19 protein-coding genes and 1 tRNA gene are annotated in these 20985 nt (G+C 62.9%); 5 read left to right on the top strand and 15 right to left on the bottom strand.

Going from position 1 to position 20985, the window contains the following annotated elements; genetic code table 11:
- Positions 1 to 28 precede the first annotated feature (28 nt).
- Positions 29 to 1045 carry an SDR family oxidoreductase gene (locus BLR24_RS19890; protein ID WP_093020014.1) on the top strand — a complete coding sequence of 339 codons (1017 nt, stop codon included), beginning with the start codon at positions 29 to 31 and terminating at the stop codon, positions 1043 to 1045.
- A gap of 22 nt (positions 1046 to 1067) precedes the next feature.
- Here the strand turns inward: BLR24_RS19890 and BLR24_RS19885 are convergent, their stop codons facing one another.
- The gene (locus BLR24_RS19885; protein ID WP_254787460.1) at positions 1068 to 1892 is read right to left on the bottom strand and encodes a YoaK family protein; all 825 of its coding nucleotides are present in this window, start codon (positions 1890 to 1892) and stop codon (positions 1068 to 1070) included.
- A gap of 154 nt (positions 1893 to 2046) precedes the next feature.
- Between BLR24_RS19885 and BLR24_RS19880 the strand changes: the two genes are divergently transcribed.
- The gene (locus BLR24_RS19880; RefSeq protein ID WP_093020012.1) at positions 2047 to 2451 is read left to right on the top strand and encodes a YXWGXW repeat-containing protein; all 405 of its coding nucleotides are present in this window, start codon (positions 2047 to 2049) and stop codon (positions 2449 to 2451) included.
- A gap of 14 nt (positions 2452 to 2465) precedes the next feature.
- On the opposite strand, the gene BLR24_RS19875 is transcribed toward BLR24_RS19880, so the two are convergent.
- The 6 genes from BLR24_RS19875 to petA form a co-directional block, all read right to left on the bottom strand.
- Positions 2466 to 2541, bottom strand: a tRNA-Thr gene (locus BLR24_RS19875).
- Positions 2542 to 2612: 71 nt separating this feature from the next.
- Entirely contained in the window at positions 2613 to 3194 is a 582-nt protein-coding gene (locus tag BLR24_RS19870; protein ID WP_093020010.1) for a ClpXP protease specificity-enhancing factor, read from the bottom strand.
- 30 nt (positions 3195 to 3224) lie between these two features.
- Positions 3225 to 3836, bottom strand: coding sequence for a glutathione S-transferase N-terminal domain-containing protein (locus BLR24_RS19865; RefSeq protein WP_028260168.1), 612 nt, complete (start codon positions 3834 to 3836; stop codon positions 3225 to 3227).
- Positions 3837 to 3931: 95 nt separating this feature from the next.
- Entirely contained in the window at positions 3932 to 4705 is a 774-nt protein-coding gene (locus BLR24_RS19860) for a cytochrome c1 (protein ID WP_093020008.1), read from the bottom strand.
- A gap of 29 nt (positions 4706 to 4734) precedes the next feature.
- Complete coding sequence (locus BLR24_RS19855; RefSeq protein ID WP_028260170.1) at positions 4735 to 6171, bottom strand: cytochrome b; 1437 nt, start codon at positions 6169 to 6171, stop codon at positions 4735 to 4737.
- A 14-nt stretch (positions 6172 to 6185) separates the two neighbouring features.
- The gene (gene petA / locus BLR24_RS19850) at positions 6186 to 6803 is read right to left on the bottom strand and encodes a ubiquinol-cytochrome c reductase iron-sulfur subunit (protein WP_093020006.1); all 618 of its coding nucleotides are present in this window, start codon (positions 6801 to 6803) and stop codon (positions 6186 to 6188) included.
- Positions 6804 to 7086: 283 nt separating this feature from the next.
- On the opposite strand from petA, the gene BLR24_RS19845 reads away from it, so the two are divergent.
- The 3 genes from BLR24_RS19845 (at position 7087) to BLR24_RS19835 (ending at position 11233) form a co-directional block, all read left to right on the top strand.
- The gene (locus BLR24_RS19845) at positions 7087 to 7389 is read left to right on the top strand and encodes a hypothetical protein (protein ID WP_093020004.1); all 303 of its coding nucleotides are present in this window, start codon (positions 7087 to 7089) and stop codon (positions 7387 to 7389) included.
- 134 nt (positions 7390 to 7523) lie between these two features.
- Entirely contained in the window at positions 7524 to 8144 is a 621-nt protein-coding gene (locus BLR24_RS19840) for a YjbF family lipoprotein (protein ID WP_175543309.1), read from the top strand.
- Complete coding sequence (locus BLR24_RS19835; RefSeq protein ID WP_093020188.1) at positions 8141 to 11233, top strand: YjbH domain-containing protein; 3093 nt, start codon at positions 8141 to 8143, stop codon at positions 11231 to 11233. The genes BLR24_RS19840 and BLR24_RS19835 overlap by 4 nt, the downstream gene beginning before the upstream one ends.
- 79 nt (positions 11234 to 11312) lie before the next feature.
- Here the strand turns inward: BLR24_RS19835 and BLR24_RS19830 are convergent, their stop codons facing one another.
- From BLR24_RS19830 to BLR24_RS19795, 8 genes are all read right to left on the bottom strand, one after another.
- Entirely contained in the window at positions 11313 to 12539 is a 1227-nt protein-coding gene (locus BLR24_RS19830) for a lipopolysaccharide biosynthesis protein (RefSeq protein ID WP_093020000.1), read from the bottom strand.
- Positions 12540 to 12542: 3 nt separating this feature from the next.
- Positions 12543 to 13820, bottom strand: a complete 1278-nt coding sequence (locus BLR24_RS19825) for a glycoside hydrolase 5 family protein (RefSeq protein WP_093019998.1) — start codon at positions 13818 to 13820, stop codon at positions 12543 to 12545.
- Positions 13820 to 14887, bottom strand: coding sequence for a glycosyltransferase (locus tag BLR24_RS19820; RefSeq protein ID WP_093020186.1), 1068 nt, complete (start codon positions 14885 to 14887; stop codon positions 13820 to 13822). The genes BLR24_RS19825 and BLR24_RS19820 overlap by 1 nt, the downstream gene beginning before the upstream one ends.
- Positions 14888 to 14898: 11 nt before the next feature.
- Positions 14899 to 16047 carry a polysaccharide pyruvyl transferase family protein gene (locus BLR24_RS19815; RefSeq protein ID WP_093019996.1) on the bottom strand — a complete coding sequence of 383 codons (1149 nt, stop codon included), beginning with the start codon at positions 16045 to 16047 and terminating at the stop codon, positions 14899 to 14901.
- Positions 16048 to 16060: 13 nt separating this feature from the next.
- Complete coding sequence (locus BLR24_RS19810; protein WP_093019994.1) at positions 16061 to 16774, bottom strand: sugar transferase; 714 nt, start codon at positions 16772 to 16774, stop codon at positions 16061 to 16063.
- Positions 16775 to 17118: 344 nt separating this feature from the next.
- Positions 17119 to 19371, bottom strand: a complete 2253-nt coding sequence (locus BLR24_RS19805; RefSeq protein ID WP_093019992.1) for a polysaccharide biosynthesis tyrosine autokinase — start codon at positions 19369 to 19371, stop codon at positions 17119 to 17121.
- Positions 19368 to 19823 carry a low molecular weight protein-tyrosine-phosphatase gene (locus tag BLR24_RS19800; protein WP_093019990.1) on the bottom strand — a complete coding sequence of 152 codons (456 nt, stop codon included), beginning with the start codon at positions 19821 to 19823 and terminating at the stop codon, positions 19368 to 19370. The genes BLR24_RS19805 and BLR24_RS19800 overlap by 4 nt, the downstream gene beginning before the upstream one ends.
- A complete protein-coding gene (locus BLR24_RS19795; RefSeq protein ID WP_093019988.1) occupies positions 19820 to 20983 on the bottom strand; it encodes a polysaccharide biosynthesis/export family protein in 1164 nt (387 codons plus the stop codon). Before BLR24_RS19795 ends, BLR24_RS19800 begins: the two co-directional genes overlap by 4 nt.
- Positions 20984 to 20985: the final 2 nt, after the last annotated feature.

Here is a 20985-nt window from a genome sequence, read left to right as displayed (position 1 = left end):
GGTCGTTCACACGAGGAGTCCACGCACCATGAAATCGACCACCACATCACCTGCAAAATCAGCCAAATCCCGGGGAGGAACAGCCCACGCGGCCTCCAGGCAGCGCGCAGTTCAGCGCGAGCAGGACGCGAAAGACAGCGCAAAGCCTGCCACCAAGAAGCCCAGCCAGCCGGCACAGGCAGGGCCGCGGCCCCAGCCGGTCAATCCCATGCCGGCGCAGCACCTCCGCAAACCGGGCCTGGAAGAGGAGATGGCGCTGCGCCCCCGTTTCGAGGCGCCGGATTACAAGGGCAGCGGCAAGCTCGAAGGCATGACGGCGCTCGTGACGGGCGGGGATTCGGGCATCGGCCGCGCCGTGGCGGTGCTCTATGCCCGTGAGGGCGCCGACGTGGCCATCGTCTATCTGGAAGAAGACCAGGACGCCGAGGAAACGCGGCGTCATGTCGAGGACGAGGGCGCGCGCTGCATCGTGATCAAGGGCGACGTCTCTGACCCGGCGTTCTGCCGCGAAGCGATCGACAAGACGCTCCAGGCCTTCGGCAAGCTCGACATCCTGGTGAACAACGCGGCGTTTCAGTTGCACGCGGCCTCGATCGAGGACATCACCGATGAGCGCTTCGACCTCACGCTCAGGACCAATGTCGCAGGCTACTTCCAGATGGCGCGCGCCGCGGTACCGCACCTGCGCCAGGGCGCGTCGATCATCAATACCGGCTCGGTCACCGGCCTGGAAGGAAGCGCCCACCTGCTCGACTACTCGACCACCAAGGGCGCCATCCACGCGTTCACCAAGTCGCTGGCCAGCAACCTGCTGCCCAAGGGCATCCGCGTGAACGCAGTGGCACCAGGGCCGGTATGGACGCCCTTGAATCCCGCCGACAGTCCGCCCGACAAGGTGAAGGACTTCGGCAAGCACACCGACCTGCAGAGACCGGCGCAACCGGAGGAGCTGTCTCCCGCCTATGTGTTCCTTGCCGCGCCGAGTTGCGCCAGCTACATCACCGGCATCGTGCTGCCGATCACGGGCAGCGTGGGCGCGATCTGAGGTCGCTCGCCGGAGCGAGCTTTCAGCTTTCGGGCGACGAATCGGTGTGCGCAGGCGGGTGCCTGGAGGGCACCTTCACGCCGAGGGCGGCGAGAAGCTTCTGCAGCGTCCTGGAGCGCGGCAGGTCGCGCATGAGCGGCGGTATCGAAATGGCGAGCAGCAACGCCGCGAGCGGCACCACGCACACAAAGCCGATATAGCTGAAACCGAGCGCGCCGACGATACCGCCCAGAACGAACATGCCGATCAACCCGCCCGCCATCCGCATCCTTCGGCGGTCGTGTCGAACCATGGCATGCGCCGGCGTGGCATGCCTGTTCCAGTAGATCAGCTTGCCCAGCTCCATGCCCACGTCGGTGATGTTGCCCGTCATGTGGGTGGTGCGGACGCTGCCCCCGGACGTCTTGGAGCCGACGGCGTTCTGCAGGCCCATGATGAAGGAGAGCAGCAGCACGGTGAGCGGCACGGCAAACGGCGTCGACCAGGTCAACGTGATGGCGCCCATCAGGCCGAACGGAAACATGAGTGCCGCCTCGAGCAGCAGGGGCACCGCGTAGACGCTGCGCAAGCGGTGCTGGCGGCCCCAGTTCACCAAAATTGCGCAGACGGCCGCGCCCGACAGAAACGCGAGGATGGCGCCCAGTGCGTTCAGCAGAAGCTTCGTGTTGCCCAGCACCAGCCCGTCCGCAAACTGCGACGCGAAGCCCGTCATGTGCGAGGTGTACATGTGCAGCACCAAGAAGCCCCCCGCGTTCACCGCGCCGGCATTGAAGGCCAGCAGCAGGCCGAGCGCCCGGTTCGTGGAAGGGGCGCGGTGGCGGTGGGTCAGGAAGCGTAGTCTGCGCATCGGCATGCGGGGTGCGCCTGGACTCTAGCACCTGGTGAAACGGTCGCGGCCCTTGCGTACCACGGTTCAGCCGCGGACGGCCCTGAGGAATGTTCTGATTACACTTTGCGCCGGCCTGCGTTGTGCATGCGTGTTCTCAACTTCAAGGGTTTCAATGAAAGTCTCCACTCTCCTCGCAGCCGTCGCGCTGGCCGCGTCTGCCCTGCCCGCCGCGGCACAGGTCTCGGTCAATATCAATGTGCCTGGCCTGATCCAGGTCGCACCTCCCGCGCCCCGCTACGAGCCCATGCCAGGGCCGCGGGCGGGCCAGGCCTGGGTGCCCGGCCACTGGCAATGGAACGAGCGCGCCTACGTCTGGCGCTCCGGTTACTGGCAGGCGGCACGGCCCGACCACGCATACGCACCGGGCCGCTGGGTTCAGGCCGACGGTGGCTGGCGATGGATGGAAGGCAACTGGCGGCGCGCGGAACAACAACCGCATCACGCCGAACGCGAAGGCCATGGCGGCGGCGGTGGAGGCCACTGCCCGCCCGGACAGGCCAAGAAGGGACGTTGCTGATCCCTTTGGGGAGATGGTGCCGCTTGTCGGAATCGAACTGACGACCTTCCGCTTACAAGGCGGGTGCTCTACCAACTGAGCTAAAGCGGCACGAATTTTCTTTTTGGATTTTAGCGGTGCGGCGAAAGCCGCCCGTCCAGGTCCGTCCTGCTGTTCTTCTGCTACTTCACGCGCTTGAGCGACGGACGGCTGCCGCCTCCGGCCGGTGGGCGCGGCGGCTCATCGTCGGGGTCGACGGGCGAGCCGATGTCGTTGCCGCCATCGGCCGCTTCGTCCGTCACGAGGTGAACGATCTTGCTGGCATCGCCCTCGCTGCCGCGCGACGCGTCGCGCAGCGGCATGCGGGCAGGCCCTTGGGCTGCCGGCGCACCGCCAGCCGGCGATGCGGCGCCATTGCCATCGGCATTGCTGCCGGTGGGTACGGGCGCCGGAAACGCCATGCCCTGGCCGTTCTCGCGCGCATAGATGGCAATCACCCGGCCCACGGGCACGACGATTTCGCGCGCACTGCCCGCAAAGCGGGCTTTGAACTCGATGAAATCGTTGCCGAGCTTGAGCGAGCTGGTCGCATCGAAGCTGATGTTCAGCACGATCTCGCCGTTTTTCACGTACTCGCGCGGCACCTGGACGGTGTCGTCGACCTGCACTGCGACATAGGGCGTGAACCCGTTGTCGGTGCACCATTCGTACAGCGCCCGGATGAGGTACGGGCGGGTGGAGGACGACTCGAGCGCGTTGATCATGAAAGCAGCGGAGAACGGTTGGACGCAGTCTTACTTGCGCATGACCTTTTCAGAGGGAGTGAGCGCTTCAATGTAGGCTGGGCGCGAGAAGATGCGCTCGGCGTACTTCAGGAGCGGCGCCGCATTCTTGCTGAGGTCGATGCCGTAGTAGTCCAGGCGCCAGAGCAGCGGCGCAATGGCCACGTCGAGCATCGAGAAATTGTCGCCCAGCATGTACTTGTTCTTGAGGAACACCGGGGCGAGCTGCGTCAGGCGGTCACGGATGTGCGCACGGGCCTTTTCGAGCGCCTTCTCGTTGCCCTTGGCCGTGCGGTTCTCGAGCGTGGCCACGTGCACGAAGAGTTCCTTCTCGAAATTGAGCAGGAACAGACGCACGCGCGCGCGGTCGACGGGGTCGCCGGGCATCAGCTGCGGATGCGGGAAGCGCTCGTCGATGTACTCGTTGATGATGTTCGACTCGTACAGGATCAGGTCGCGCTCGACCAGGATCGGCACCTGGCCGTACGGGTTCATCACGCCGATGTCTTCGGGCTTGTTGTAGAGATCGACGTCGCGGATTTCGAAGTCCATGCCCTTCTCGAACAACACGAAGCGGCAGCGGTGGGAAAAGGGGCAGGTCGTTCCTGAATACAAGACCATCATGGCGAGAGACTCCTAAAAATCAAAAAGAGTGGGTCGCGTTGGCAACCCACTCTGTGGGACCGGGCGCGCACAGCGTCCGGTCGGCGTGGACGGAACTACTTGACGTCTTTCCAGTACGAGGCGTTCAGTCGCCACACGAAAACCAACGACATGAGCAGGAACAGCAGCACCCACACGCCGATGCGAATGCGCGTGTTCTGCGCCGGTTCGGCCATCCATTGCAGGTAGCTCACCAGGTCGCCGACCGCTGTGTCGAACTGCAGCGTCGTCATGGTGCCGGGGGTGACTTGCTCCCAGCCCTTGAACACTTCGGTCTCGTGGCCATGCTGCACGACCTTGGTGTAGACCGGACGGCGTTCGCCTTGCAGCTCCCACAGCGGGTTGGGCATGGCGACGCTCGGGAACACCAGGTTGTTCCAGCCGGTGGCCTTGGTGTCGTCGCGATAATAGGTGCGCAGGTAGGTGTACAGGTAGTCGGCACCGGTACCGCCGTGGCCGGCGCGCGAACGTGCCACCAGCGTGAGGTCGGGCGGCGTGGTGCCGAACCAGTCCTTGGCCTGGCGCGCGTCGATGTTGGCCTTCATGGTCTCGCCGACCTTGTCGGTCGCGAACAGAAGGTTGTCCTTGATCTGCTGCTCGGTGATGCCGATGTCCTGCAGGCGGTTGTAGCGCATGAAGGCTGCCGAATGGCAGTTCAGGCAGTAGTTGACGAACAGCTTGGCGCCGTTCTGCAGCGAGGCCACGTCGGTGGTCTTGTTGGGCGCCTTGTCCCAGGCAAGGCCGCCGGACTCGGCCGATGCGGCTGCGGAGAAGGTCAGGCCCAATGCCAGGCCCACAACCGCGAGCCAGCCGGAAATGCTTTTCTTCATCGTGTTTCTCTCAAGCTCTCTTGGGCTTTTCAATGGGCGGCGAAGGTCACGCGGTCGGGCACGGTCTTGAACTCGCCCTTGCTGCTCCACCACGGCATGAGCAGGAAGAAACCGAAGTAGAAAAGCGTGCCGATCTGCGAAATGGTCTGCGCGATGTCCAGCACGAACGAACCGATGACCAGGTTGCCCCAGACGCCAGGCGCCTGGATACCCAGGTAGCCCAGGATCAGGAAGAGGAACACGAAGACGCCATAGACATACTTGTGCCAACTCGGACGGTAGCGGATCGACTTGACCTCGCTCTTGTCCAGCCAGGGCAGGAAGAACAGGATGATGACCGAGCCGCCCATCACCAGCACGCCCCAGAACTTGGCGTCGAAGGACTTCAGCAGGAAGATCGCCACGGCTGCCACCACGACGAGCGCGATCTTCAGTGCCGTGCTCGACTTGCCCTTGACGAAATTCAGCACGGCGGCCAGGCCGATGATCAGCGCGAACACGTTGACCATGTCGTCGGTGGTTGCACGCAGCATCGAGTAGAACGGCGTGAAGTACCAGACGGGTGCGATGTGGTTCGGCGTCTTGAGCGAGTCGGCCGGAATGAAGTTGTTGTACTCGAGGAAGTACCCGCCCGCTTCCGGCGCGAAGAAGATCACGGCCGAGAAGATGGTGAGGAACACCACCACGCCGAAGATGTCGTGCACCGTGTAGTAAGGGTGCGACGGAATGCCGTCGAGCGGATGGCCATCGGGGCCGCGGTTGGCCTTGATCTCGATGCCGTCGGGGTTGTTGGAACCCACTTCGTGCAGCGCGATCAGGTGGGCCACCACGAGGCCCAGCAGCACCAGCGGCACGGCAATGACGTGGAAGCTGAAGAAGCGGTTGAGCGTGGCGTCGCTCACCACGTAGTCGCCGCGGATCAGCAGCGCAAGGTCAGGACCGACGAACGGAATGGCGGCAAACAGGTTCACGATCACCTGGGCGCCCCAGTAGCTCATCTGCCCCCAGGGCAGCAGGTAGCCCATGAAGGCCTCGGCCATCAGGCACAGGAAGATCGCGCAGCCGAAGACCCAGATCAGCTCGCGGGGCTTGCGGTAGCTGCCGTACATGAGGCCGCGGAACATGTGCAGGTAGACCACGATGAAGAATGCCGAGGCGCCCGTCGAGTGGATGTAGCGGATGAGCCATCCCCAGGGCACGTCGCGCATGATGTACTCGACCGAAGCGAACGCCTGGTTGGCATCGGGCTTGTAGTGCATCACCAGGAAGATGCCGGTCACGATCTGGATCACCAGGACCAGCATCGCGAGCGAGCCGAAGATGTACCAGAAGTTGAAGTTCTTCGGCGCGTAGTACTTGCCCCACTGGTCGTTCCAGAGCTTGGTCAGCGGGAAGCGGTTGTCGACCCAGTTGAGAAGCTTTTCGCCCGCGGGCGCATTGGGGGAAATTTCGTGGAATTCAGCCATGTTCTTCTTCTGCCTCAGGCCTTCTTGGAGTCTTCACCGATCAGGAGCTTGGTGTCCGACAGGTACATGTGCGGGGGCACAGGCAGGTTGTCGGGCGCGGGCTTGTTCTTGAAGACACGGCCGGCCAGGTCGAACGTGGAACCGTGGCAAGGGCACAGGAAGCCGCCTTCCCAGTCGCTGGGCAGCGAAGGCTGCGGGCCGGCCTGGAGGCGGTCGACCGGCGAACAGCCGAGGTGGGTACAGATGCCCACCACCACCAGCACGTCGGGCCTGATCGAACGGTGTTCGTTCTGCGCGTACTTGGGGGTGAAATCGTCGGGATGCCGCTTGGAAAGCGGATCGGCCAGCTGGCCGTCGAGCTTGGGCAGCCCAGCCAGCTGCTCGGGCGTACGCTTGAGAATCCACACCGGCTTGCCGCGCCATTCGACGGTGATCTTCTCGCCGACCTTCAGGCCTGCGATGTCCACCTCGACCGCAGCGCCTGCGGCTTTGGCCTTCTCGGAAGGCTGGAACGTACTCACAAAGGGAATCGCGGTGGCCACGCCTCCCGCTACGCCGGCACAGCTGGATGCGATCAACCACGTCCGCTTGCTTGTGTCGATCCGGGGGGAGCCGGAGGTCATGTCACTCATGGGGATCCTCTAAGTCTTCTTCGCTGGAGCAGGGTCAACCGGCGATTGTAGCGGGCTGTTGCGCGCATATTCAACGGCTCCGGTCGGAGCGGGTGCGAATGCCTGTCTCGGCCCCCCTGCAAAGCCCAATTAAGAACAATTAATTAATTTGGTTTTGCAAGACATTTGGACACAAGGAATTGCACGCACATCGATTGTAAAAAAGGCTAACTTAGTTGCGGCACACTTCGCCAGCTGCTAATCTTGGCCCAACTGTCAATTGCTAATTACGAGGATATCCGCCATGAAAATTAAGTCATTGGTTTCCGCAGCCTTTATTGCCGCCTTGGGTATTTCTTCGGCGCTGGCTCAAAACCCACCCCAGAATCCACCCCCCGTTCAAACGCCCGGCCCGCAACCCGCCAGCGCCACGGGTGCAGCCAATTCCGCGTCCGGCCGCATCACGGCAGGACAGGCCGGCGGCATCGCAGCCAGCGTCGGATTGGCCGCTGCCATTGGCAGCGGCAATGGCGGCAACAGCGGTGGCGGTAGCGGTACGGGCGGCACGAGCGGCACAGGCGGCACGGGCACCACCGGCACGAATTAATCGTGCGGGCCCTCCTGCCGGGAGGGCATTCGCTGAAAGCTCCGCGCGTTGGTTTCGCCACGCGACTTATTGAATGCTGTCTTTTGTCGGCATTTCTTTTGGGCGTTGGCGGCTGTTCTTCCGGATCTTCGGCCATGCTGGCGACGGCGCGGCATCTCTATAGCGGCGGCGCCGCGGCGCCCGAGCCCGCTTTCAACCCGAATTACCGTTACCTGCGCGTAGTCGTCGGCAGCCAGACGGTCTACATGGTGCTCGGCTACGTCGACAAGCGCCCTGAGGGTGCCGTCGAGGTCTGGTACAGCAACGCCGGCGAAGTCGTCAGGCTGCTCGACGGTCGCCTCGTGGGAACGACCGGCCTCACCATCGACTGGCGCGAGGTGCGCTTTTCCGGGCTGCCGGCGTGGGCCGACGCTGCGAATGCCTCGCGGCCCAGGGCCTATCAGCGCGAGCGCGACATGATGCCCGGCTACCGTTTCGGCATTCGCGACGACATCGTGCAGACGCCCATTGCCACACCCCAGCAAGCCGTACTGGCCGGCACGGCCGCCGCGTCCTTGCGCTGGTACGAGGAGCGCAGCGTTTCGCGCCCTTCGAGCGCCTCGCTGCCTCCCGCGCGCTTTGGCGTTTCGCTAGCGGGCGGCACGCCCCGGGTCGTTTATTCCGAGCAATGTATTTCCAATGACCTGTGTATGAGCTTCGAGCAGTGGACGCCTTCCCCCCCAGCACCCGTCGCAGCGGCGAGCGCTGGTACATGAGCAGTTTGCTTCCCCGTGGCTTTCGCAGACATCCCTGGCCGCTTCGCGCAGCGGTGGCCTGCGCGCTGGCGGCGAGTTGCGCCGCCGGGGCCCAGCCCCTCGGCGGCAGCACCGTCGACAACAAGACCCCGGCCAACGACGCGGACATCCGTCCCGGCGAGCGGCTCAGCGCCTGGTTGCTGCGCCAGCCGGCCGAGACTGCAGCGCCCGGTCTTGCATGGCGCGTTCCGCAGGAGCGCCTGGCACAGCAGTTTCTCAAGAACCAATTGCTGCTGCGGCTCGACGCCGCCAGCCGGCGCGCACGCCGCGAGCAACAAGGCCAGCGCCAGCAACTGATCAAATGGCTGCAGGGTCTCCCCGTGACCGGCCGCGTCGCGCTCGGCATCGTCGACCCGCGCTGGCTCGAGGCGCATCCGGAAGAAGACCCGGTGCTGAAGGCCGGCCAGCAACTCGTCGCGCCTCCGCCCGTCCTGAAGACGATCTCGGTCGTGCAGCCCGACGGGCAGCTCTGCCAAGTGGTCCACGAACCGGGACGCACGGCATGGGACTACGTGGCGGCCTGCGACCCCGGGGGCAAGCATGACTGGGCATGGGTCGCGCAGCCCGATGGCCGCATCGCCCGCGTGGGCGTGGCGGGATGGAACGCACATCCCGCGGACGAGCCGGCACCCGGCGCATGGGTCTGGGCAGCGCCTCGCGGCATGGACGACCTGAACGCGATTTCCGAGGGCCTGATCAAGTTTCTGGCCACGCAAGGGCCGTCGCCGCAAGGCGGCAGCACGATTTCGGGAACGCCCGTTGCGGCAGTACCCGTTGCCGCTCCGGCAGAAGCCGCAGCCGCGCTCTCGGCCGAGGTTCCGCCCGCCCCCGCGGCACCGGCCTCGGCCGATGCCTTCGCGCCAACCGCCATATCGGTCCGCCCCGAGGCGGCGCCGCAGTACCGCGCGCTCCAGTCCAGCGGCAACGACTGGGGCGAGACCGGCTTGCTTCAGACACCCACGGCACGCATGGGCCAGGCGGGGGACATGCGCACTTCCCTCACGCATGTTTCGCCCTACACGCGGCTGAACGTGATGTTCCAGCCGCTGGACTGGCTGGAAGCGGGTTTCCGCTACACGTCCATCAGCAACCGGATCTACGGCATTGGCCTCAGCAACCAGGGCTACAAGGACAAGAGCATCGACCTCAAGGCGCGACTGTGGAAAGAGTCGGCCTACCTTCCCGAGGTGGCCCTCGGCTTTCGGGACATCGGCGGTACCGGCCTCTTTTCATCCGAGTACCTGGTGGCGAGCAAGCGGCACGGCGATCTGGACTTCAGCCTCGGCATCGGCTGGGGCTACATGGGCAGCAGCGGAAACATCGGCAATCCGTTCAATGCGCTGAGCAGCCGTTTCAAGACCCGCGTCAGCGAGACCACATGGGGTGGCGCCAACTTCGGCCGGCTCTTTCGCGGACCCGCCGCGCTCTTTGGCGGCGTGCAATGGCGCACGCCCTGGGACCCGTTGACGCTCAAGCTCGAGTACGAAGGCAACGACTACAAGAACGAGCCGCTCAACAACAGCCAGCCGCAGCGCTCGCCCCTCAACATCGGCCTGGAGTACCGATATGCCCCGGGCGTAACCTTCTCGGCCGGCTTCGAGCGCGGAAACAAGGTGATGGTCGGCCTCACGCTGCAGACCAACCTCGCGACGACGCAGATGCCCAAGACGGCGGACCCTCCGGCGCCGCGCTTTTCGCCGACGCCCCCCGCCACATCGCCGGGCTGGGCGGCAACCGCGGCCGATATCGAAAGCCGCACCGAATGGACCGTTCAGCGCATAGCGCCGCAAGGCCCGATGCTGCACGTGTGGATCACCGAAAGCGCCACCGTTTATCGGAATGCCCGCGTCGAGCAGATCATTGCCGTGCTGCATCGCGATGCGCCCGCTTCAATCAAGAATTTTGTTCTTCACTATTCGGAGCGGGGCCTGGCGCTGCACGCGCAAGTGGTCGACCGGAACGAATGGGTGACAGCGCACTACCAGGCGCAGGCGCCAAGTGAACTGCGGGCGGCGACCCAGCGCGACTATGCGCCTCCGCCGGTCGGTGCCGACGCGCCGGCCCTCAACGTTGCGAAGGGCGGCGGCGCCGGCACTCCGGCTGCGGCCAAGGATGCCGCGTCCGTGGACGACAAGGCGCTGGCGCCATGGGAGCGCCCGGTGCAGAAGTTCAGCATCGGCCTCACCCCGAGCCTCGGCCAGATTCTCGGCGGCCCCAACTCCTTCGTGCTTTTCCAGGTCGGCGTGCAGGCGGTTGCCGAATACCGCTTCACGCCGAGCACGTGGGTCAACGGCGCGCTGAACCTGCGCCTCGTCGACAACTTCGACAAGTTCACCTACACGGCGCCCAGCAACCTGCCCCGCGTACGAACCTATCAGCGCGAGTACGTCACCACGAAGCGGCTGACCATGCCGGTGCTTCAGCTGACGCACGTCGGCCGGCTGACGGACAACCAGTACTACAGCGTCTACGGCGGCGCGCTCGAAAGCATGTACGCGGGTGTCGGCGGGGAATGGCTCTATCGCCCGTGGCGCAGCCGGATGGCGATTGGCGTCGACTTCAACCACGTGCGGCAACGCGACTTCGAACAGGACTTCGGCCTGCGCGACTACAAGGTCAACACCGGCCATGCGACCCTCTACTGGGACACCGGCTGGAACGGCGTCCTGGCCAAGGTCAGCGCGGGCCAGTACCTGGCAGGCGATCGCGGGGTCACCATCGACATCAGCCGCCGCTTCGACAACGGCGTGGTGCTTGGCGCTTACGTCACCAAGACCAATGTGTCGGCCAGGCAGTTCGGCGAAGGCAGCTTCGACAAGGGCATCTATCTTTCCATCCCCTTCGACGCACTGCTGCCGCGCTCGAACAAGTTCACCGCCAATTTCGCGTGGGCGCCATTGGTGCGCGACGGCGGTGCGCGACTGGCCCGGATCCACCCGCTCTACGAAATGACTTCCGCGCGCGATCCGAGCGCCTACAAGTTCGAGCCGCCCGACAGTGGCAGCCCGAAGGCGGGCGACAACATCCTGAACTTCGAACGCCCACGGTGATCGGTGATCGGTGAGCGATTGCGCCCGGTTGCCCGAGCGCAAATCGCCTACCCGTGTAGCGGAAGCTCTGGAAGAACGGTCAGCGGACCTGCGCGGCCGCCCTGGGACCGCGCATGATGACGAACAGCCAGCCGATCATCATGGCAGCCATGCAGGCAAAACCAAGCGTCATCGCGTTGATGGTCTGGATGTAGGAGATGGGCGGCTTGGCCACGAGCATGCACGCCGCGAAGACCAGCGCGCCGAAAATCGAGCACCACAGCAGAGCCCCGGGCCGCGCAGCCGCCCTGAAGCCCGTTCGGAGGCACATCGTGAGGCCGAAGATCGCGGGCGCGTAGAAGAACGGCGAAAAATCCATGCCGCCGTAGTTCTTGCCGAACGCCAGAACCACCAGATAGGGCCCGAGCAGGCCCAGCAGCACGCCCCCGATCTCGGCCACCATAAAGCCGAAGATCACGAACTTGATGAAGAGATGGAAAGCGTCCCTTCGGCCCTCGGAGTTCCAGCTGGCCGCCAGCTTGGGCAAGATGTAGTAGCCCAGCGCGAGCAGCACGTACTGCATGGGCAGCAGGAACGTGATGTAGATCTTCAACAGGCCGCCTTGCACAGAATCTGCCGAGGAACCCAGCAGCAGGATCGCACCTCCCGTCATGATCCAGCTCATGAGCTGCGAAAGACTGGCCTTCCAGCCATAGCTGGCGGCTTCCTTCACGGTCAGCGCCTGGGCATCGGCGGGTGCCGGCAGCGGCGCGATCACGCTTTTCAGCGTCCTCGCAATCAAGAGGGCAAAAGGCAGCTGGATCACGGCGATCCACAACAGCGCCTGCGTCCACGTGGCCGGCTTCAAGCCGATCAAGACGGCCACGTATCCGATGCTGATCAAGATTCCGGAGATACAGAGAACCAGGTATCGGCGCCCCACGAGCAAGACGCTGCGGAAGAGCCAGAATATTTCGTAGCCCACGATGAGCGCCACGCCCGCCCAGCGCAGCGACCCCGGGAAGCTCGTGAACTGCCAGGCCAGAAAGCCGGCCAACGAGACGGCCAGCACGAGCGCCCAGCTCCACCAGGCGGCGGACCGATCTGCGTAATGGCGCTTGATCAGCAGCGGCTCGTGAACCACCGCGGTATGCAGGATGTACTGGAAACTGACGATCGCCAGGAACGCCGACGCAATACCGAAATCCGAGGGCGACAACGCCCGTGCGAGCGCAAAGCTCAGCAGCAGCTGGCTCGCGCTATAGATGCATTGGTCTGCGACGGCATAGATCGGACCTCCGAGGCGCTTTCGAATTCCGGACGCCATCCCCTAGTCCGCAACGGAGAACAGCACCGGGTAGCTCGAAGCCTTGGCAGCAACGCCCCCTTCCACCGGATTGCCGCAGCTCCCGTGATGCACCTGCGGGAAGAAGTCGACCCGCGTGCACTTCTTGCCCTTGGCTGCGGGAATCAGCACGTTCTGATCGGAGTTTTGCGTCCACACCACGTGCAGCAAGGTCGTTCCGCGGCTCAGCACCAGCTTGTTCAGGCTTCCGTTGCTGTCGTATGAAACCTTCTTCGAAGTACGGGCGATCTTGAGGAATTCGGTCAGGCTAGCAAACGCCTCTTTCTTCTCGCCGCCCTTCGACTTGAGTCCGAAGTTGTCTTCTCTCGAAATGACGGACGTTCCCCGGTCCTTCCAGGCGTAGAGGTTCAAGAGCTTGATGCCGGCGGCCACGTTGGTCAGGTATTCACGCAGGATCAGCGAAGCCTGGGTGTTGCGGTCACGGACGGGCAGGTATGACGCGTAACCCCATTCGGAGGCCACGATGCCAACCTTGCCGAGCTGCAGCTGGTCCAGCTTGGCGCGCAGCTTTCCGTAGTCGGCAATGGCCGTTTCCGGAATCGAGCGGTAGGGGTGGATCGATATGTCCGTCAGGCAATTGGCCTTGGCCCCCGACACAAAGGCATTCTCGAGTTGCGGCGGCACTTGCCCCTGGTTGAAAGGAAGCTTCGCAAAGCCGAACCCCATGACGATCTTCGGCGGGTTCTTCAGTTGCGCGATGCTGCTGCAAAACTCCGCGGTCGCGGTTTCGAAGTTCGAGAAAAGCGCCGGATTCAGAAAGGTCTTGTAGTCGGGCTCGTTCCACAGTTCCCACACCGCCACATCGGCGACGTGCGCGTTCATGAATTCAGCAGCGAAGTTCGCGAACAGTTTTTCCCTTTGGCCGCCGCCGAGGTCCGTGGGTTCGTGGCCCCAGATCTCCCTGCCCCCGAACAGCGTCACGATGGCGTCGAGCCTCGCGTTCCGCACGCGTCGGATCAATTTCGAGTAGTCGATCTGCCCGGGATTGACGCTCTTCAGCGGTGGCCGCACGCCGAATCGGACGAACTCGAATCCCGCCGCCCTGATTTCGTTCAGGTCTTCATCCGAAATGTCGCTCGGGTCGATCTGCACGCTCAGCGCCGTCGGATAGTCGGTGCTCAGCTCGCTGATCCCCCTGGCCTGGGACGCGCACGAAAAGGCAGCAATGGCTGCCGAAGCGCAGAGCACCCTGAAGAGACCGGAGAAGCGCCCCGAGATGGGAACAAGGGATGAAAACTTCATCAGAGTACCGACTCCCTGTACAAATCGACGATGGCGGAGTTCATCCGGTCGGCGGTGTATTTCTTTTCGAAGATCTCCCGCCCGGCCCGCCCCATCCGCACCATGTTTTCGTCGGAAAGCTGGTCGATTTCGCGCAGCATTTCGTCGAGCCGAGCAAGCGGAAACAGCCGTCCGCTCCGGGTGTCTTCGACGATATCGACGAGGCCACCCACCGCCGATGCAAACACCGGCTTGCTCCGCGCCATGGCTTCGACCGCGACAAGGCCGAAGCCCTCCCATCGCGAGGGAACGATGATCGCGTCGCAAGACCTGTAGGCGGCGTCGAGTTCGTCCTTTTCGAGCCATCCCTTGAACTCTATGTCTTCGGAATGGGCGAGGGAAAGATCGTTTCGAACGGCGCCGCCGACGACGATCAGCTTGAAGTCGGGTCGAACCCGCGCATAGGACTCGAGCAATGCATCGATGCCTTTTTGCCGGTCCAGCCGGCCTACGAACAGGATTCTCCTGGGGTGCGGCGAAGTCTTGGGAAGGGCCGCGTGCTCCTGGGTGGCCAGCGCAGGGGTGATTCCGTTCGGAATGCACGTGCAGCGCTTGATGCCGAACTTTTCCGCAATCCGCAGTTCATGGTGGCTGATGCAGATGATGGCGTCGCTGCAGTACGAAAGCAGCCATTCGATCCATCGATAGATCGACTTCTTGTACGAAGGCCCGATCTGGTCGAATGCCCATCCGTGAGAGCAATAGACGATTTTTGTCTCTTGCGGCACTTGGCCGAACAGCGCCATGGCCCGAACGATTCCGCCCGCAATCGAGCTGTGCAGATGAAGCACCGCGGGGCGCTCCTTCCGGATGATCTTGCGGACTTCGGCGGCGTACGTCGCAAGGGCCAACGGACTGCGCGCCGTCGGAACCACGTGGGTGTCCTGCGAGCTCAGCCACTCCACAGGCCCGGGAAGAATGAACTTCGCCTGGCTGATCACCGGAGAGTTCTGCTGGAACCCGGAGACCATCCGAAGATAGGTTTCCAGCCCGCCCTTGAGTGTTTCGGCAATGTGCAATATTTTCATGGCCCGCTCCATCAGATCAAGGCATGAACTCCGGCAACCACTTCGCCTCTCAGCAAATCCAGTGTTTGCCGGTCCGGGGTCTTTTCGTTCAACACGCCCAGCACCGAAGCCTCGAGTTTTTCGACACGGGGCGACAAATCGAAGAGATAGCGCTTTCGCTTCGTCAATTCGAAGAACGATTCGACCTTTTTGTCCCAGTTCATTCCTATGGATGGAATGTTCAAGCTGTAGGCAACGATGTTTGCGTGGAGCCGATGGGCAACAATGCAGGAACATGCGCTGATCAATGAAACGAGTTCATCGGGATGCCGGGGAACGAAAAAACCCGATTTCACGGCCCCCGCCCCCGAAGAAATCTCGCTCAGTACCTTGTTGTCTTCGGACGCGCCGTTGGTGAAATAAAGCACCCGCTTTCCTTGGGCTTGCAATGATTCGGCAAGCGCCGAAAAAAACCTCGCGGACTCCGTTGAATTGGAGTTCGAGTATTCGGAGTTCATGACCAGGGCATCGAGGCTGCTCACGCAAATTCCGATATCCCAGTTCTTTTCGGGCGAGAGCTCGTCCGAGAATGCGTCGGCGCAAACAAGCGCCGGATCTGGAACGACCCGTATGCTGCCTCTTGGAATTCGGAAGTGGGTGTGCAGGTTGTGTGCCGATTCCTTGTCGCGCGTCGCGTAGAAAACGGGCCTTGCATTCCTGATGAAGCGCTTGACGAGGAAGCGGCCCCAGAATGACCATTTGGCCGTGACGCCGACCGAAACGACCACCACGCGCTTGCCGCGCAGCAGCCTGCTCAAAAGAAACAGTTTGGCCGGAAAGTTGAGCGCCACATCGCAGAAGAGTTGTCCGCCGCCAATGACGACTAGGTCGGCGTCGCTGACTGCGGCCTTCCAGTTTTTTCGCCAGGCAAGAAAATAGCCTTTGATGCAATACAAGAAGACGATCAACGACCGCAGCAGCGACGGCAGTTTTGCAAAAACCTCGAATGCGCCGCCGCCACGCAGGTTTTCTTCCTGGAAGCCGACCCGACCGGCAATGTCCAGAAATTCGACGTTGGCTTTCGGATACTTCAGGCCGGCAATATGGGCCAGGGATGCGGCAATGACCCCGTCGCCGAGGTTGTCGCTGAAGGGCACTGCGCAGATCAGGATTTTTTTCATCGTTGATCCGGTTTCACCGTGAACCATGGCCGACGGCGACCACCCAGATGGTTCTGATGAAGATGCCGATGTCCCTGCCTACGGAGAGGGTCTCCACGTAGGTGACATCCAGTGCCACGCGCTTCTTGTAGCTGAGCTGGTTGCGTCCGCTCACTTGCCAAAGTCCGGTGATTCCGGGCCGCACGGCGCAATAGAACGACCAGTCCGCGCCGTACAGGCCCTTCTGGTCGAGCATGCAGGGCCGGGGGCCGACCAGGCTCATGTCGCCCACCAGCACGTTCCAGAACTGCGGCAGTTCGTCCAGGCTGGTCTTGCGGATGAACTTGCCGAAGCGGGTGATGCGCGGGTCGTTCTCGAGCTTCTGATAGTCGTCCCACTGCTGGCGTGCCACGGGGTCGTTCCTGAGGTGCTCCTCGAGGATCTGGGCCGAGTTCGGCAGCATCGAGCGGAACTTGTAGAACTTGAACACCCGCCCGCCTCGCCCGAAGCGCGGCTGCGAATACAGGACCGGCGCGCCGGAACTGATGAATACACCGATCGCGATCAGCACATAGAGCCAACCGAAGACGCAGAAAAAGAACAGGGACGCACTGATATCGACTGCTCTTTTTCCGGCACGCAGCATGGCCGGATGGCGAACCTTGATCCAAGCCAGCTCGTCCGCAATTCCGCTGCCCACCGCTTCGCCTGGAGGTGCCATCGACTCCTCGCGAGAGAAATTGGTCATACGTACGCCCCGTTTCCACATTTGCAACGAAGGCGGATTTGTAGTTTGTTGAGAACTCTCATTGCAGAGCACCTTTCGTCTTACAAGCAAGCGCTTGCCCCTTTCGGGTTCAGTGACACGTGTCGGCCCAATGCCAAGCCCAAAATGGCTTTTGCAACGTGGAGCCTTGAAGGCTGCAGCGCCGTAATCAGCGCGCTGGCCGAGCGATTGAAATATCTAATACAAAAGAATGACGCATTTGGTCGTAGGCCTTTTTTATTAGCATTTAATCGACAGCACCGAATTAGTGCGTCACGCGATAATTAGGACAATTCCACTGAATTTTCTCAGAAACCGCCTATCGACTAGGTGGTATCCCTGTTGTTTTTATATTTATAATGTGTGTAACGGTAACCACCGTATTTATAGCTGCTGCTGCCGGCATGTCTGCGAGATAAGTCCATAGCATTCAAAATTACGCCATTGGCGGTGCAGCCCGCGTGCGCCAATCTCCTGACGCTCTCGTTCAATTCGCCAAGCTGGGTCTTTTCCGCCCGTGCAACGAGGAGAAGTGAACCCGCCAGTGGCGCCACCGAAGCGGTATCCGCAGCCACGAGCACCGGCGCGGTGTCGATAATCACAAGGTCGTAATCGGGCGACAGTTTTTCCAGGATCTGGGTGAAGGAATCGCTCAGCAGCAATTCCGCGGGATTGGGTGGAAGCATTCCAGTCGTGATGACGTCCAGGTTCGGCAAGACCGACGGGCGAACGGCTTTTTCGCAACTCAGCGTGCCAGCAATCAATTCCGACAGGCCGGACGATCGCGACATGGAGAAGAATTGATTGACCCGGCCCTTACGCAAGTCCGCGTCGATCAGAAGAACCTTTTTGCCTGATGCGGCAGTGATCGCCGCAAAATTCACGGAAACAAAAGTTTTCCCGACTCCCGGCGTCGCGCCCGAAATGAGCAGGCGATTGTTGGCGGCTTCCAGCATGGCGAATTGCAGTGCCGTGCGCAGGCTGCGCAAGCTTTCGACAGCGGGGTCCTCGGAATGCTGAAGCGCGAGGATGTGCGCGCCGGGCGCCCTGCTTTCGATGTTCTTGTCGATCGTCCGCTGGGCGGGGCTCAGCGGAATGCTGCTGTAGACGTTGAGCCCCGTGTGCATTTCGATCTCGCTCGGATTGCGGATGCCGCCGAAGAGCGCATTCTTGGCAATGGCGGCGGCGGCACCCGCCATCAGCCCCAGAAGCAGCGCCACCGCGATGATCAGCGGCCTCTTCGGCCACACGGGCTCTTCGGGAACAATGGCTTCGTCGAGCAGGCGCACGTTGCCGACCTTGCCTTCCTTGGCCAGCCGCATCTGCAGCGAGCTGTTGAGAAGTGACACGTAGAGGTCGGTGTTGACCTTGATGTCGCGCTGCATCTGCACGGTGTTCTGCTGGAGCAGCGGCATTTTCCGGATGCGCGAATCGACCGAGCCGATTTCGCCCTTCCAGGCCGAGATCTGCGTATCCAGCGTCTGGATGGCGGGATGCAGGTCGGTGAAGCGCGCGGAGAGTTCGCGCCGCTTCTGTTGCGCCTCGAGCAACTTGGACTGCAGGTCGACCGTCTGGGTCAAGGCGTTCTTGGCCTCATCGTCCAGGCTGACCGTGCCGTTCTCGTTTCTGTAGCGGTTGTAGAGGTCCTCGGATTGCTCGAGCTGCTTCTTGAACTGGGGCAGGGCCGTATCGAGGAAGCCCAGGGTCTTTTCGGCCTCGGCCGCCTTGCGCTCGATGTTCTGGCGCACGTAGAGGCGCCCGATTTCGTTGAGGAGCTGCGTCAGCTTTTCGGGGCTCGGGCTCTTCCAGCCCACGTCGAGCACACCCGACTGCTTGCCTTTCTCGACGACCTTGAGGCTGTCCTGCAGCGTCAGGAGCGTCAGTTGCTTCGAATAGCGCACGAGCTGGAACTGCGCACCCGGCTTGGCGCTGATGGTGCTCACAAGCAGCCGGAGGTTGCCGCTCGGCAGGTTGGCGAGCAGCGGAGTTCCCACCGTGCCCTTGAGCGGGGCCTTGAGCTCCGGGTTGGCAAGCTCGTAGCGGTTGTCCGGCCCCAGGGTCAGCGTGAATGGCTTCTCCTCGAAATCCGCGGGCACGTCGAACTGGGGAACCATGATCTTCTCGGCTCCGGTGACGTAGCCCGAAAGCCCCATGAAGCCGGGTTCCGACAGATCGGTGGCACGCCGTGCAAGCCAGCTGCCCACGACGGGCGCATAGCGGGGCACGGCGCTGATGTACAGCTTGGTGTTCTCCACCGCCTGGCCGAGGATGGCGCGCGACTTGATGATTTCGATTTCACCCGCGGCTGGCGTCTTCACGCTCAGCAGCGACGATGCGGCATCGCCCAGGAAGCTGCCGGCCGAATTGCCCGAGTCCTCGACCTGCACGGCCACGTTGGTTTCGTACATGGGCTTGCCGAAGAAGGCATAGGCCACACCCAGCAACAGCATCACGCCAACCACGATGGCAATGAGCCAGCGGTTGTCGATCAGGATGTCCAGGTACTCGACGAAGCTGAATTTTTCGCCCTCCTCTTCCAGCGCTGGCATCGGCAGGGCGGCTTGCTGGGTTGCGTTCATGTCGGTTGCTGCTCAGGTTTCGTAATTTTCAGAATGCGGTCGATCCACGTTCTGGCGCCCACATCGATGAGCGCCAGCGCATGCGCGAAGGCCGCTTCGTCCTCCCGGTAGGGATCGGGCACGTCCTGCTTGGCGGCCTCGGCAATGCGAAAGACCTTGCCGCGCACGAAGGGGTAGGTCGACTCGAGGTGGCGGCGCTGTTCCATGTCCATGACCAGGATCAGGTCGGCCTGCCGGCACAGCATCTGGCTGACCTGCTGCGCGACGTGGCCCGAAATGTCGATGCCGCGCGCCTGCATGAGCTTCTGCGCCGTTGCATCGGCCGGCTTGCCCACGAGGGCGCCGGTTCCGGCCGACACCACGCGCAGGTGCGGCAGACCCGCGGCCAGGATGCCTTCGGCCATCGGGCTACGGCAGATGTTGCCGATGCAAACTGTCAGGATCGATTTCATCTGTGGCGGCTCCAGACTTCGTCGCCCGCATTGATGACCTGGGCGGCCGGCAGGATCAGGCTGGCCAGGCGGTTCCAGGTGACGAGCGGCACGGAGTCGATGTAGACCACGTCTCGCGGCTGCAGCGGAAAGCGCTCGGCCAGCCCCAGTGCCGCCGGATTCTTGGCGTTCAAGTGGAAGATGGCCGGCAAGCCCCTGCCGTTGTTGCGGATGACGTAGATCTGGCCCGTGTGGGCCGAATTCAGGTTGGGGCCGCCTGCCTCGCCAAGCGCCTCGTTGAGGGTGAGCCGTCCGTTGTGCATGAGCAGCGCCGAGGGCCGCGCGATTTCGCCCATCACGAACACCTTGCTCTCGTCGCGGTGCCGCACCTGGATCATGTCGCCATTGCGCAGCGGGATGCGGCTGGCATCGGCACCCAGTTCCTGGAGGTTGGGCAAGTTGATCAACGTGGTCTTGTCGCCGCGTGTCAGCGTGACGAACGAGCGGTCCCCGTTGGCGGTGATGCCGCCCGCGCGACTGATGGCCTCTGCCAGCGTCATCGGCACGTCGGTGAAGATCTGCAGCCCGGGGGTGCGCACCTCGCCTTCGACGAACGCGCGGCGGCTTCTGAAGGACTGGATGCGCACCGTCACCTGCGGATCCTTGATGTACGCGGCAATGCGGCGCGCGATCAGGTCGGAGGCCTCGATTTCGGTCAGGCCCTGGAGCTTGACGCGGCCGATGTAGGGAAAGGTGATCTGCCCGTCCGCACCGACGATGAAGCCGGGCGCCACGCTGATGCCGGTCGGATCGGCCTGCTGCGTGATCACCGCGCCCGCATTGGGCAGCAGTTCCGGATGGTCGTAGACGATCACGCCCACCACGTCGCTGGGCCCGATGGTGTAGACCGGCGCTTCGCCGAAGAGCGACTTCACTTCCGGCGAAACGGAGGCCGGCTGCGCCTCCGCCATCGCACGGATGAGCGCCGGCGATATGGAGGTGATGACTCCGTCCGGCGCGCCATCGGCCGGCAGGTACTGGAACTCCGGCGGCAGGCTCTGGTCTGCCTCATAGGCAGCCACGGAACTGAAGCCCGGTGCGCAGCCCTGCAGCAATAACGCGCCCATTAGGGCAAAACCCCACCCCATCGGGTACACGAAGCGTGTCAAATTGATCCCCATTG

The sequence above is a fragment of the Variovorax sp. OV700 genome (assembly GCF_900099805.1).
Lineage (GTDB): Bacteria > Pseudomonadota > Gammaproteobacteria > Burkholderiales > Burkholderiaceae_C > Variovorax.
This window is presented reverse-complemented; position numbering and strand designations above follow the sequence as displayed.